The organism is Blautia sp. MCC269, assembly GCF_018785655.1.
Classification (GTDB): Bacteria; Bacillota; Clostridia; order Lachnospirales; family Lachnospiraceae; genus Blautia_A.
The window spans coordinates 21206-34562 of sequence record NZ_WQQE01000124.1; the positions used below are offsets into that span (position 1 = coordinate 21206).

The following is a 13357-nucleotide window of genomic DNA, read 5'->3' on the forward strand; positions in this document are numbered from 1 at the left end:
ATTTAAAACTTATACGGAATTAAAATTTACGTTCTCGGTGGTCCGTACCTCCTTGTTTTAATTATGATGGAAAATCTTTAAATCTTCTGGTGGACTGTACCTCTCTTTCTTAGATTATGGGAAGTAAGTTATGTTTTCGGTGGGTTCACGCTCCTTTTTGATTTGTTTTTTTGTTTTCCGTTTGTTTTATTTGATGGTTATACTATAACAGATAAAAACGATATTGTCAACACTAAATTTGAAAAATAATAAAAATAAATAGAAATAGAAGAATAATATATGCATAATACATATAATATTCGGATAATATAAAATATTTATAATTTAGACAGAATTTATAATATCTCCAGACGCTATATAAATGTTTTATTGATATCGTAAAAGAATAATGGATTCAAAGACATTTCCACAATCATTCCACTGCCAGCTTCCATCATATTTGTGGCAGATATCTTCGACAATGGAAAGTCCTAATCCATGATTAAAGGAATCTTTTTTTGTAGTAGTGTGGCTAAATTTTGTTTGAGGGTTTTTACTGTTTCTAACTAGGATAGAAAGAAAGCCTTTAGAAGTTTTCAAGATTAGGGAAATATGCGTTTCCGAAGATCCAGAAGAATTACATGCTTCAATGGCATTATCCATTATGTTAAATAGAACACTACTTAAATCTGAAGACTGAATGATTGATTTTTCAGGAAGAAAAATCTTATAGTCTACCTGGATTCCTAAATATTGGGCGAACGTTCGCTTAGATTCCAGAATAGCAAGAATAAGATTGTCTTCACAATAAGGATGAAAGCGATCATGCTGGAAAGATTCAAGAGTTTCGCAGATAAGTTTGTGTGCATTTTCAAAATCATTTATGTGCAGAAGATTTTGTATTGTTTGAAGTTTTTTGATAAATTGTTGTTGAGTTTTAAGAGTATTGTCTTTTTGCTGTTTCATTAATAGTAGATGTTCGTTAGTTAAAGAATATTGTTTTTCTAACAGATTAAGTTCTGTTTTTGCTTTTTCTCCGGTAAAAAGTTGTATTAAGAGTTGATATAAATTATGACATACAATGATTGCAGTCAGGCAGGTCAGCAAGAAAAAAAGATTCAAATATTTTCCTGAATAATGGGCTAAAAGATAAAAAATTTGAAAAAATGCTAAAGAAATAAGAAAAAATATTTTTTGTTTAGAAATCATAAGGTATTATCCTCCTGATGGACTGTTTTATTAACAAATGTATGATCATTGAGATGTATGTTATCGAGTAATACAGAATTACAGTACTTTTCTGCTTCATCCATTTTCTTTGTTTCTGCAAGATAAGCCAAAGAAATTAGATGATTTTCTATATCGTGATTCCATTTGCGAATTTTAATATATTCCTGTTTCATTTCTTCCGATACTTCCATTTGCATTTTCAGTAGATCTATTTTATGGATATTCTTTTTAAAATTCTTCTGTTCTTGTTCTAATAAATTAAGACTATGTATAAATAATAAATAACTTATGAAACAACAAATAATATATAGAAGAAGCGGAATAAAAAGGTTACTGGATTTATAAAATCGTGTAAACTCTGATATAATTAATGGTAAAAAAATAGGAAGTATGATAATAAAAAGTAAGGTAAATTTTAAATAATTTATACATTCCTGTAAAAGAGAAAAAACTTTTTTGTAAAACAGATAAGAAAAAGAAAAAATTAGAATTTGTATAATTATCTTTTCATGAAAACTGCATAGAGAATAAATATTTAATGCAGTATATAAATTTTGATGAATAAACAGATTATAAAGTTGTATATAAATATTTACGGATAAAAGTTCTGCTAATATACCTCCCAAAAGATAAATAAAATAAGACAGTAGTTTTTGTTTAATGGGTGCTTTGAATAAGAAAGAAAGGTTTAAAAATATAACTAATTGTGTGAGTGTTGTCATTTCGGCTGAATGATTATATGCTTTAATCATAAAAAAAGACCATATCAGAATAAAGGAAACTATAACATGAAAGTAGTTTTTTGCATTGGAAGTTATCCGTTTGGGAAAAAGTTGCAGGAAACAATATATAGATGTAGTGGTGTAATATGTAGCAAGGAGTAGCGTAACTAATAGATTTTCTAACATCATAGCACCTCGTTTTTTAGTAATAATTGTGCGAAAGAATCTTTTGTTGCCTGGTAACAATTGCGGCTTACAGGAAGATGTGTACCGTCGGATAGTTCAATACCTGCATGGCTGAGAGTATGTATTGCATTTATATTAACTGCAAAGCTTTTATGGCATATACAAAAATCAGGTTTTAGTTGTTCAATAAGAACCGAAATTTTTTCGCGGCAATAGTAAATTTTTGATTTAGTATGTATTTCAGTATTTCGAAGCTTTCGCTCCATAAAAAGAACATCAGAACGAAGGAGACGGTAATCTCGGGACTGGTAATTAAAACAAAAATATTTCTGTTGAAGATCAGATAATTTACGACAGGCAGCAGAAAGTGCTTTGGGAAGGTATTTTTCCATTTGCTGCTTATAAACAAAATAAATATGATTTGTTTCATAAACAGAAGATGCATATTGCAGATACTGACTGATAAAAATTATTTGTGTATTCGGATTTAATAAATTGATTCTCTGAGCAAGTTTGATTCCAGACACAGATTCAGATCCAAGTTCAATATCCATGAGAATAATATGATAAGGGCATTGCTCATTGGAAATTTGATTGAGAAAATCAGTGGCTGAAGAAAAGGTATCAATTTCGACTGGAATTTCAAGAGAAGAACAGGATAATGTATGAATTTGTCTGCATTGAATGTCATTATCTTCACATATTGCGAGTTTCAGCATAGGAATCTCTCCTTGAAATAAGTAATTTTGAAAGTATTATAACACAATTTTTCAATTGATGGTGAATATTTAAGCAAAAAATCTATGACAAATGAAAAATTTAAAAAACTGATGCTTGTAGAAATAGTAAATGGTTAATTATGTACTTTACTATGTCTGTTTATGCAAATGACTAAAAAAAAGAAAAAAGTATGGTAAAATTAAAGTTACAAAAATTCATCATATTAGGCATATTGGGGGGAAAGAAAATGGATAAAATAAAAAGATGTTTGCAATGTGGAAGAGAGGTGTCTCAGATTCTGTGGACAATGTGGTAAGAGAGTAAATTGAGAAAAGGGAGGAGAGATTTTATGTATTCAAGGATGAAAAGAAAATGTAGTTTTATAGTATTAGTAGTAATGGTAGTTAGTCTACTTATGGTTTCTGGAATGCCGGTACAGGCTGATAGTTATAGTTGGATGGAGAGTGCAAAGAAGGTAAAGATCAATAGTACGATCAAAGGAGTGGCACGGAATAATCAGCCCCCGACGCTCATGGATCCATGGGATAGCTATGAAGAGTATTTTTATTTCAAGGCTCCGGTAAAAATGAATATCACTATTACAGTAACTATGAAAGGAACACAAGGTGTTTCAGTGTCGTTATATAATAGCCAGGGAAATTATCTGATGGATAGTAACGATTGGTTATATAACAGATCTAAAAATCAGAATAGTACAATTCTGCGGAGTACTTGTAATGCAGGAGAATATTATATTCGTCTAATGGAACTTTATAATTCTAATTCAGAAAAACATCCGTATTCATTAACAGTCCAGGGAAAACTTTTAAATTCTACAAAGATAACTAAAATACAAAAAGTTTCTTCCACAAAAGCTAAAATAATATGGAAAAATCTTGGAAATGTTACGGGATATGAGTTATTAAGAAAAAATTATGGAGGCAGTTATAAGAAGGTTGCAACAATAACGAGAAGAAGAAATTATTACATAGATAAAGGATTAAAACGCGGAAAGAATTATTATTATGTTGTTCGTGCTTACAAAACAATTGATGGTAAAAAGGTATACAGCAATAATTCTGCAGTAATAAGGATCAAAATGTAGATACTTTAACCGAATCAAGTAAGTCCTCTGCTTCAATTGCGAAAAGAAATAAGCAGTGGGCGGAGACTTGCTTGTATCAGGAGGAGGGCAGGCTCAATGTCATCAACTTAAGTCTAGGAACCTTGATAACTAAATAATGAACAAAATAATTAAAAATGCCAGTGCTGTCAGAAACGAATACTTGACAATAGGTTTAAATACAGTCATCGTTTAATTATCTTAATAATAGGAGGGCTGTATATGAAACAATTAGAACATTTTTTTCTTCTTATTGATCAATGTTTAAATGATACCGAATTCATTCGCAGGCATGCTCTCAGAGAAAAAGATTTTACCCGCAACATGATATTGACTTTCAGAAATACTTTTGGGGGTTGCTTGCACATACGGGTGCTTCTTTACAAAGCGAAATACCATTGCTGACCAGAAAATTTTGTGGGAAGATTCCATCAGTCTCTCCGCAGGCATTTTCAAAAGCCAGAAACAAAATGAATTATACTTCCTGCAAAGAATTTTTTGAATTTTCTGCAAAAAAATTAATTTTCCACAAGCAATATAAGGGATATTTTCTTGCTGCTGTTGATGCATCCAAAATTCTTCCACCGGATACTTCTGAAATCAGAAACGCCCTTGGTACTTGTGGGAATCAATTTTCAGAACGAGCAGGAGCATTGGTCTCATTGCTTTACGATCCTTTATCAGATCATATTATAAATGGTATTCTTTCAAATTGTAATGAATCAGAAAGAAAAAACCTCTATACATTGATTGAACAAACGCATTTGGAAAATACCATTCTTTTGTTGGATCGCGGATATCCCGGAAAAGAAGTTTACCGTTTTCTCAGTCAGCATAATCTGAAATATGTGATTCGAATGGGAATTGGAAACAGTAATCCGCGATATATCAGAGAATCTATTAACGCAGATCAGATTTCTACGGATATAAAGAACCCGGATATCACTCATAGGATCATTCGCTTTAAACTCAATGACAACAGTGAAGAATTATTGATCACAAATATTTATGATACCCAATTTACTGTTGAAGATTTTAAAACGTTATATCATTTCAGATGGCCAATTGAGACAAAATATGATGAGCTGAAAAATAAATTTCAGTTGGAAAAGTTCACTGGAAAAACTCTAAATTCTGTTTATCAGAATTTTTATAATCAGATGACAAAGCTAAATATTATTTCTTATTTACGACAGATTTCTTTACTGGAAATAAATTCTGTTGGTCATAAGAAAAAAATAAGTATACAGGCATCGATAAAAGTTTTTCTTTTTTATCTGCCCCAACTATTACACGACACGTTCAGACGAACAGAAATCATACATGAAATCTGCATGTTGTTAAAAAAAATATTATTTCCAGTAAGAGATGGTCGTAGTTTTTCCAGAAAGAAAAAACATACAGACCGAAAATATCGTTATAACCTGAAATAAACAGCATCTCACCTCATATTTATTACATGGCATATGACATTTTGGTTGTATGTTTTATTTAGTATACTCCTAAAATGTAATTTTGGCCATATAAATTTTGTTCATTATTTAGTTGTCAAGGTATCTATACACTTTAATATTAAGTTGATGACATTGAGGGCAGCCTCCTTCTGATAAACTGCGAAGCAGTTATCCGGTTATGAACAAGTAGCGAAGCGGATTGCTAATATTCGCTTGACTAGAAATGAGAGAGAAAATATGAGAAAAATCAAGAGCTTTTGTTGGATGCTCTTTTTACTTTCAATAGTTATTTCAACAAATAAGACAGAAGCAGCAGTACAGGATACTAATGAAGGTACATCGAATGTTCAATGGGAAGATGAAAACTTTGGTGAGTCAATTTGCAATGCTTTGAAAAAAGAAGAAGTAACATATGCAGATATTGAAGGAATAACAGGCATCAGTATCGATTCGCAGTATGTAGTGAAGTTGGATTGGAAAGATAAGACAGAAGAATACGTTTACAATTCAGGGAATGATATGTGTGAAATACTTGCATTGCAGGAATTTTCTACATTAGAGGATTTAAAGAAATTTCCTTATCTTCGTGAATTATGTCTGAATGAATGTATAGTTGATGATAATACTGCATTAGGAGAATTGACTGAATTAGAAAACCTGAAGTTGGATGAATATTCCATAGATTCCCTTGATCGTTTGAAAAATCTGACTGCATTAAAAAGTCTGATCATTCAGGGTGCGGAGTTCGAAGATTTACAGGCATTAAAAGAACTGACTAATATGGAAGAATTGAGGCTGCCTAATAATGATATCAAAAACATCGATGCCTTGGAGAAAATGACAAACCTAGAAGAACTCATATTATACGGGAATCAAATAAAGAATATATCTGCACTCAGTAAACTCTGCAAACTTAGGGTGTTAAAACTGGAAGGGAATCTGATAGAAGACGTAGAACCATTACTGAATTTAAAAAATCTTGAGAAATTAAGCTTAGGGGATAATCCAGTTAAAAACGTACAACTTCTTGAAAATCTTACGGGAACGGATATAGATTTGGAGTGAATGTAGAAAAAGAAGTAGATTATGTGGATTTGAGTACAGATAAAACACCACACTATGGAGTTGTAACAAAAGTAATTGATTCGAATAGTTTTGAAACCATAGAGTGTAATATATTTGGAGCTCTTTGCAAAATTATTGCAATGACACGCCAGAAATCCGATGTGAGAGGTATAGTTCGTTCTACGAAAGCAAGACGATGATTAAGGGAGGGATATGATGAGAAAGATTAAAAAGTATTTTGTTATAATATTACTAAGTATATTCACTTTAACAACTGTAGAAACTTCATCACTGAATTTTAGTGTATATATCGTTCAAGCAAAGGCTTCTTCTTCGACGAAGAGAAAAGCTCAAGAGGCATATCGAAAATTTCTGACGCAAAGGAGATACAGATATTTTACATTATGGGATATTGATAAAGATGGCTTGAAAGAACTTCTTGTTACCGATGGAAGAGAGCAAGTTGGAAATTCACCGACCAAAGCATATGCATATACTTATACACGGGGAAAACTGAGATATGCAGGTGAGATTGGGAGTCCTATGTCAGGGATAAGCTATAATTGTATAACAAAGCGTTTACATGCATCTTGGGGTGGATGTGGAAATGTTGAATATTGGTATTATACCTTGACAAAGAATAAAAAAGTAAAACAGGTAATATGCGGTGCGTATGTAAATGGAGTAAAAAATGGAAATGTACAATACAAATGTTTATATAACAAGAAAAAAATTTCATTAAAAAAATGGAAACAGATAACTAATAGATGGATTAAACAAACAAGCACTTTGAAATATTATAGAAATACTACAAGTAACAGAAAAAAACATATGAAAATGTAAAAGTAATAATCACAGTAAAATAGGGAAGAGGTGCAAATTACGCTCAAACGGAATGCCAGTTCCGCTACTGCGGAACGGCTATTCCATTTTTAACGGTACGAAGTACCGCTAGATGATATCATTCTGTTTCATGCATATTTATACCGTTCATCTCCAGACGATATGTATGATGTTTATCTGTGATTCGTGTAAGGCACGCATCAGCGTAGGTATTATCAGCAAACATATCAAACCATGTACTGACTGGAAACGGTGAGATGACTACAGTTGATTTTCTTCCATCCCTGGTGTCAAGGACTTCAAAAAGATCCCGGCATTTATCAAGATCGAGATCCATAAGGTCAAAATCATCGATCACAAGAAGATCCAGCTTGGTCAGCTTATTCAGGTAATCCAGATTTGTGGATTTGATACGTGCCTGTTCCATTTCGCTCATAAGAGTGTTCGCTTTTATATACTTTACACTCTTAAACTGCTTCATTGCAGTTACACAAAAAGTATTGATTGAAACAATTTCAAACCCTCAGCAGAGCTGGGGAGACTCGTGGACGCAAGGAGCGATAAATGTAATATCAAATTGAAAACCTCCGTTGTACAATGAATGTGGGTCTAGCAAACCACATAAAAGACAACAGAGGTATCCATGGATAATCAAAGTTTAGCACATAGTAGGTATAATTTGTACGTACCATATAAGAAGTGATGTCTTTATTGTCAGTAGAAGTAATACAGGCAACTACAAAAGTCTTGTGGACATCAATGCCACAGCAGATTTTGTACACGATTTTTAAAGCCATAGGGATTCCTTTCGGAACAGTGAGGTTTAGAGAATTATAGGGAATAACGGCATTGACTGAACGCCTAAGCCATAAACGAGATTGTTTATACAAAGATAAGATTACGTGTTCAAAGTCACACTTATTTGTGCTTAAAAAGGCGGACTATACATATAAAAATACGGTCATCCGGCAAGCCGGACAGCCCACTCACCTCCCCGTGATTTGTAGTATACCGAGATTCCTATAAGAAGAATTATAAAGAAAAAAGGCTCAGGAAAACATTTTCATAACGTTTTGTGCCTGAGCGAAGCGAAAGGAATGGATATAAATATGAAAAGAATAGTACAAATATGTTTGATAATGACAGGAATTTTTTGGGGAGTTTTTAATGTTTATGGATCTTCGACGTATCAGATTCTAAAAGATCAACAAATCGAATTTACGGATATTCTGGTAGAGGGAGATAGTTTAGTTCTGGTAAGAAATGAAAAAAATGGTTTTTCATCAGAAGGAATATATTTAGGTGTGTATAACTGTGTTGAGAGAATGTGGACTGTAGAATATCAGGCCTATGATGAATATTTGGAATCATCCTATTATGCAGGAGATGGAATATTCGCTTTGTCGGATGGAGAGACCACTACGTTATTAAATACTAAGACGCAGGAATTTTTGAAATTGGATATAAATGTTAATTTTAATAATCTTCATTTTTATAATGGATGTGCGGTGAGCGGAGCCAGAGAATCTTATGGAGATCAATTGTATGGAATTTATGAAATCGACGAAGATGGAAATTACCAAAATACCGGTATTACTGATTATATTACCGAGGATAAAATATTGAGACCTGATGATTTTGAGTTTGTATATGCGGATGGAAAGCAGGCTGTTTATATTTATGATGGGGAAGAGTTTTATATATATGATGTTGCTGCTGCAGAAGTTTACGACATTTACAATCCGGATTATGCTGATAAGTTCTGGCATGGGTGGACTGATACATTAAAAGTAAGTATATGTGGAGAAAAATATCTCGTTCTTTTAAATATGGAAGGTACTGACGGACAAAATTATTATGCGGTTATGGATTTTTATGGAAGTGTGATTACGGAGGCAACGAAATGTGATTTGGCAATAGCAACGGAAAAAGGAAACATTGTAGTAAAAAACGGTGATGGATTAAATGAGATTGAGCTTGCTAAATTGGAAACACCGGAAGAACAGTCATTAAATTTGATGCCTTTATTGGAAACAAACCGTTCTTGGAGAAATGAGCAAACGGCTGGAATGGATATTCAGGGAAATACTTATGCAAATGCAATAGAGTATTCTTTTGTCACTGATCCGTTTGGTACAGAAGAATACAGTACGTGTGATGCGTGGTATTTAGGAAAAAATTATTCAAGACTTACAGGATCTTGGTATTTTCCAGCAGATCAGATTCAAGATGGATTTGCACATATAAGATTAATAGGCGATGGAAATGTAATATATGATAATTCAGAGCTAAATGCAGATAATTGTCGGATTGATTTTGATATAGATGTAAGTGGAGTCAGAGAACTTAACTTTGAATATAATGGGATTTGTGATATAACAGATATTTTGTTTGGAATGTCTGATGCCAAATTACATAGTTGAGAGATTTTTAAATAAATGATAAAGGAGAAGCGAAAATGACAAAAGTTAAAAGGTGTTCACAATGTGGAAAAGAAGTGTCCCAAGGTGGTTCGTTTTGCCCGTTCTGTGGAAACATTATAAATGAGACTGTGAAGAGTGAAAGTAGAGAATCAGCTATAGATGGGTTAGATAATGATATTCAAAAGAAATATCAAAATGATATAAATAAAAAATTACAAAAACAAAAACAACTGGAATATCAAAAAGAAAATTTATTAAAAAAGAAAAATAGTTTGGGACTGAAAATTTATAATTATAGCAAGATTATACAAAAAGAGATTCCGTGTTGTGAACGAAATAAAACGGCACCGAATATGCCAGTTATAAAAACTGAGAATTCTAAAATGGACGTCAAATGGTATATAGCAGCATGTATTGCTGTTTTGGAATTTATTTCAGGATTCATGCCATGGGTGAGCTTATATTATGCGGATCTGTTTCAAGGTCAAACAATAAGTTGCGCAGGTATTTTTGACCTATTGAACGATATTTCAAAATTTCAAGATTGGACGAACTCAACACCAGAAGTGTTAGGAGTATTTGTATTTATTATTATGTTTGGTTTTGTAATGTTGTTTATTAATGGCTATTTTATAGCACAGGTCTTACAAAAAAAGGAATCTGAGGTAAGTGGAACGATAGCAGGTATCAGCGGAATTGTAGTATCAGTGGCTATCTTATTGTATAAATGGAATCTCGATATTAGTATGGAAGAAGATAACTGGAAATGGATTTCAATTAATACGCAGGTTGGCGTTTGGCTGATGTTGCTTGCAGGAATCGCTTTGATTTGTGTAATTGTATTTTATAAAAGTGATACAGAAGCAGAGACAAAGAACAAACCAAACCTCGAATTTGAAGTGATGAATTATGATCCAGTTTTGCCGATTCGAATGAAAACTCTTAAAATCAGGAAAGAAAATGGTAAATTAATACTTGAATTGACATATGCGGAATTTGAATGGGCAAGTATTGAGGAGTTTATAGTAGATATTCAGTTAGTAAGATACGATGGCACTGTTAATACGTTTGCCCAAAATGCACTATTTGAGAAAAAAGGACAAAATTTCGCAAGATTCCAATTGCAGGATGCAGGATATGATTTGGATAGCATTGCAAGTGCAAGAGTAAACATTTTAGGTTATAACATATATAAAAGTCTGAAGAAATATGAGGAAAAAGGAAGTGGTTTTTCAGCATATAGTGATTATTCTGTTGATGAACTTCGTAGCGCAAGATTCGCTAATTCGAATATGGTGATGTGTATGGAAAGAAATATCGGGGAAAACCATCAGTGCTGCTGTGGACAGGTGTATTCCAATAAAAATAATAAATGCCCGCTTTGCGGAAAGGAAAGAAGAGGTAAATAGTATGACTGATACAGAATATAGGGAAAGATGCAGAGAGTTAGAAGAAAATATACACATGTTAGAATCCGAAGTTAATGTATTAAACAATGAATGTGAAAGGTTGTCGAATTTAAAAGAAAAGAGCCGAAACAGTCTGCAGATGTCTTCTTTGGAAAATAATCCGATATTTGTGGAAAAAGCACAGGTTGATATGGAGAAAGAACTTCCAACAATAGGTAAATCTCAAGATAAAAAAAATGAAGATAAACCTGAAATTTCACAGGGTACAGGAGCACAGATAAATCAATTTTGTCCGTATTGCGGGGCAGTAGTAAAGGGAATGCGATTCTGTGGACAATGTGGAAAAAGAGTAAACTGAAATAGAGAGGTGCGTATGAAGAAATGTCCGAAGTGTGGGAAAGAAAATATAGATGAGGCAAAATTTTGTACATGGTGCAGAGCAGAGTTACCGGTGATATTAGAGAAAAAGAAAAATGATCCGGGAAGAATAATAGCAATTGTAATACTTATACTAGCTATTTGTGCATGTCTGGCCGGAGTATTTATGCTTTTTAAAGATAAAAACTCTGGGAATGATCAAGGTGAAGCAATAGCACAGAAAGAAGAAAATAGACAAGTGGATAAAGACATATCTGCTGAAAAGAAGAGTTCGGGCGTATATGTGGCTCCTTTTATGAATAATGAAGGAAAGTGGGGCTATATAAACACAGATGGAGATGTAGTTATTGAATGTAAATATGATTCAGCATATGAATTTGATCAGGATGGATATGCGGTAGTTGGAATGCAGACAGACTCAGATGCAAGTGAATATTATACAATTTATGGATTGGTAAATACAGAGGGAGAAGAGATTATTCCTTTAGACTATAGCTATATTAACAGTTCAATTGGTTCTACTTGTGATAATTATGGATATAGAACTATAACCAGACTTCCGTATCCATTTGATTATGATGAGAAGTATTTAGGAGTTATGGATAAGAATGGAAATATTATGATGTCTCCAGAGTATAGCAGTATATATAATATAGGTGATTCTGGATATTTTATTGCTTGTGAGGCTGAAACGGGAATGTATGGAATTATAGATGAGAATTACGAGTGGATTTGTGAAGCGGAATATTCAGGTATTTATAAAGTGTGGGAGGATTCTACTGATAATTTGGTGAAAGTAAATGGAGGGTATCTGCTGATAGCAGAGTATGATTTTCAGGAAGGGCATGGTGCTGAGATTATAAATGAATATGGCGAAACTATTGTGCCAATGGAATATTATGATATAAATTCACAATGTGGAATGAATCGTTTAGTTGTTGAAAATTATGAAGGATATTATGGCGCTATAGATTTGGAAGGTAATCTGGAAGTACCATGTCAATATGATGCATTAGGGGATTTTTCGTATGATGATGAGACCTATGCAATGAAAGATGATGCGATTTTTATAGTAGACATTTATGGAAATGAGCGCTTTCTTACAAATGCAGATGAGTGTTGGCAGATGGATTCAAATCTTTATGCAGTAGGGATTAATGAGAACTGGAATGTTATTAATTCAAATGGTGAATATCTGTTTTCAGAAACTCATGATAATCATGAAGTAAATGAGAAGTATATTGCTGGCAATAACGAAGAGAAAAAACATGGTATGTTAATCTTAAAGTCAGGCGAGGTAGTTAACACAGAATATCAGAAATATATGCTTTCATATACAGTGCCTGATATAGTAAAAGTTTATGATGGGGCAAATTACGGAATGCTTGGTTCGAATGGAGAATTAATAGTCCCATGTAGCTATGATAGTTGTGAAATATCTGAAGATGGTGCATATATTACTGCTGATAGACAGAGGGATGAGTATGGAAATTATACAGAATGTACTTTGTTTGATAGCAATGGTAATAAAATAGAAACCTTTGATACGGGAATTTATAATGTAGGTGTTTTTCGGAAAATTTCAAATGCTGCATAAGTGAGTTAATAGAAATAAGAGAAGAAGTTTGAAACAAATAAGTAGAGGATAGCCAAAGAATAAAGGGCATGACAAATAAGCCATCGTAAGAGGTGGTTTTGGAAAGTAAATATGGACACAACAACCAAAGGGGCTGTGAAAAAAAGAATGAGACTATGAAAAAATCTCTGTAAATAGGATTCTTCTATGATAAGAAAGGGTGAGTAGCTTAAAAACTAGGCTTTTCAC

Annotated in this window: 13 protein-coding genes and 1 pseudogene; 9 read left to right on the forward strand and 5 right to left on the reverse strand. The window is 32.8% G+C overall.

What is annotated here, in order from left to right:
• Nucleotides 1–366 precede the first annotated feature (366 nt).
• The 3 genes from GPK88_RS18645 to GPK88_RS18655 all read right to left on the reverse strand — a co-directional run bounded on the left by GPK88_RS18645 (nt 367) and on the right by GPK88_RS18655 (nt 2836).
• A complete protein-coding gene (locus GPK88_RS18645) occupies nt 367–1188 on the reverse strand; it encodes a sensor histidine kinase (RefSeq protein WP_173762795.1) in 822 nt (273 codons plus the stop codon).
• Complete coding sequence (locus tag GPK88_RS18650; RefSeq protein WP_215708133.1) at nt 1185–1400, reverse strand: hypothetical protein; 216 nt, start codon at nt 1398–1400, stop codon at nt 1185–1187. The genes GPK88_RS18645 and GPK88_RS18650 overlap by 4 nt, the downstream gene beginning before the upstream one ends.
• A 716-nt stretch (nt 1401–2116) precedes the next feature.
• Nucleotides 2117–2836 (reverse strand): LytR/AlgR family response regulator transcription factor, encoded by a 720-nt coding sequence (locus GPK88_RS18655; protein WP_173762797.1) that lies wholly within the window; start codon nt 2834–2836, stop codon nt 2117–2119.
• A gap of 350 nt (nt 2837–3186) precedes the next feature.
• Between GPK88_RS18655 and GPK88_RS18660 the strand changes: the two genes are divergently transcribed.
• The 5 genes from GPK88_RS18660 (at nt 3187) to GPK88_RS18680 (ending at nt 7322) form a co-directional block, all read left to right on the forward strand.
• Complete coding sequence (locus GPK88_RS18660; RefSeq protein WP_215708134.1) at nt 3187–3942, forward strand: fibronectin type III domain-containing protein; 756 nt, start codon at nt 3187–3189, stop codon at nt 3940–3942.
• 347 nt (nt 3943–4289) lie between these two features.
• A complete protein-coding gene (locus GPK88_RS18665) occupies nt 4290–5393 on the forward strand; it encodes an IS4 family transposase (RefSeq protein WP_330597004.1) in 1104 nt (367 codons plus the stop codon).
• A 258-nt stretch (nt 5394–5651) separates the two neighbouring features.
• Complete coding sequence (locus tag GPK88_RS18670; RefSeq protein ID WP_173762800.1) at nt 5652–6479, forward strand: leucine-rich repeat domain-containing protein; 828 nt, start codon at nt 5652–5654, stop codon at nt 6477–6479.
• Nucleotides 6476–6679 (forward strand): hypothetical protein, encoded by a 204-nt coding sequence (locus GPK88_RS18675; RefSeq protein WP_215708135.1) that lies wholly within the window; start codon nt 6476–6478, stop codon nt 6677–6679. Before GPK88_RS18670 ends, GPK88_RS18675 begins: the two co-directional genes overlap by 4 nt.
• 13 nt (nt 6680–6692) lie before the next feature.
• Nucleotides 6693–7322: a hypothetical protein gene (locus tag GPK88_RS18680; RefSeq protein ID WP_215708136.1), complete on the forward strand. Its 630-nt coding sequence runs from the start codon at nt 6693–6695 to the stop codon at nt 7320–7322.
• A 118-nt stretch (nt 7323–7440) separates the two neighbouring features.
• Here the strand turns inward: GPK88_RS18680 and GPK88_RS18685 are convergent, their stop codons facing one another.
• Nucleotides 7441–7836 carry an ATP-binding protein gene (locus GPK88_RS18685; protein WP_330597006.1) on the reverse strand — a complete coding sequence of 132 codons (396 nt, stop codon included), beginning with the start codon at nt 7834–7836 and terminating at the stop codon, nt 7441–7443.
• A 154-nt stretch (nt 7837–7990) separates the two neighbouring features.
• Nucleotides 7991–8119 (reverse strand): annotated as a pseudogene (locus GPK88_RS19890) (IS110 family RNA-guided transposase); the annotation flags it as partial.
• A gap of 312 nt (nt 8120–8431) precedes the next feature.
• On the opposite strand from GPK88_RS19890, the gene GPK88_RS18690 reads away from it, so the two are divergent.
• Genes GPK88_RS18690 through GPK88_RS18705 form a run of 4 tightly spaced genes read left to right on the forward strand, consistent with a single transcriptional unit; the run spans nt 8432 to nt 13129 of the window.
• Nucleotides 8432–9745 carry a hypothetical protein gene (locus GPK88_RS18690; protein WP_173763178.1) on the forward strand — a complete coding sequence of 438 codons (1314 nt, stop codon included), beginning with the start codon at nt 8432–8434 and terminating at the stop codon, nt 9743–9745.
• 35 nt (nt 9746–9780) lie between these two features.
• A complete protein-coding gene (locus GPK88_RS18695) occupies nt 9781–11154 on the forward strand; it encodes a zinc ribbon domain-containing protein (protein WP_173763177.1) in 1374 nt (457 codons plus the stop codon).
• A 1-nt stretch (nt 11155) separates the two neighbouring features.
• Nucleotides 11156–11512, forward strand: coding sequence for a hypothetical protein (locus GPK88_RS18700; RefSeq protein ID WP_173763176.1), 357 nt, complete (start codon nt 11156–11158; stop codon nt 11510–11512).
• Between the two features lie 15 nt (nt 11513–11527).
• On the forward strand, nt 11528–13129 hold the full coding sequence (locus tag GPK88_RS18705) for a WG repeat-containing protein (protein ID WP_215708137.1): 1602 nt from the start codon (nt 11528–11530) through the stop codon (nt 13127–13129).
• The last annotated feature ends 228 nt before the right edge of the window (nt 13130–13357 follow it).

Coding starts and splice junctions, on each gene's coding strand:
- GPK88_RS18680 (WP_215708136.1), top strand. CDS start 6,693: ATGATGAGAAAGATTAAAAAGTATTTTGTTATAATATTACTAAGTATA.
- GPK88_RS18645 (WP_173762795.1), bottom strand. CDS start 1,188: ATGATTTCTAAACAAAAAATATTTTTTCTTATTTCTTTAGCATTTTTT.
- GPK88_RS18655 (WP_173762797.1), bottom strand. CDS start 2,836: ATGCTGAAACTCGCAATATGTGAAGATAATGACATTCAATGCAGACAA.
- GPK88_RS18695 (WP_173763177.1), top strand. CDS start 9,781: ATGACAAAAGTTAAAAGGTGTTCACAATGTGGAAAAGAAGTGTCCCAA.
- GPK88_RS18660 (WP_215708134.1), top strand. CDS start 3,187: ATGTATTCAAGGATGAAAAGAAAATGTAGTTTTATAGTATTAGTAGTA.
- GPK88_RS18700 (WP_173763176.1), top strand. CDS start 11,156: ATGACTGATACAGAATATAGGGAAAGATGCAGAGAGTTAGAAGAAAAT.
- GPK88_RS18705 (WP_215708137.1), top strand. CDS start 11,528: ATGAAGAAATGTCCGAAGTGTGGGAAAGAAAATATAGATGAGGCAAAA.
- GPK88_RS18670 (WP_173762800.1), top strand. CDS start 5,652: ATGAGAAAAATCAAGAGCTTTTGTTGGATGCTCTTTTTACTTTCAATA.
- GPK88_RS18650 (WP_215708133.1), bottom strand. CDS start 1,400: ATGGAAGTATCGGAAGAAATGAAACAGGAATATATTAAAATTCGCAAA.
- GPK88_RS18690 (WP_173763178.1), top strand. CDS start 8,432: ATGAAAAGAATAGTACAAATATGTTTGATAATGACAGGAATTTTTTGG.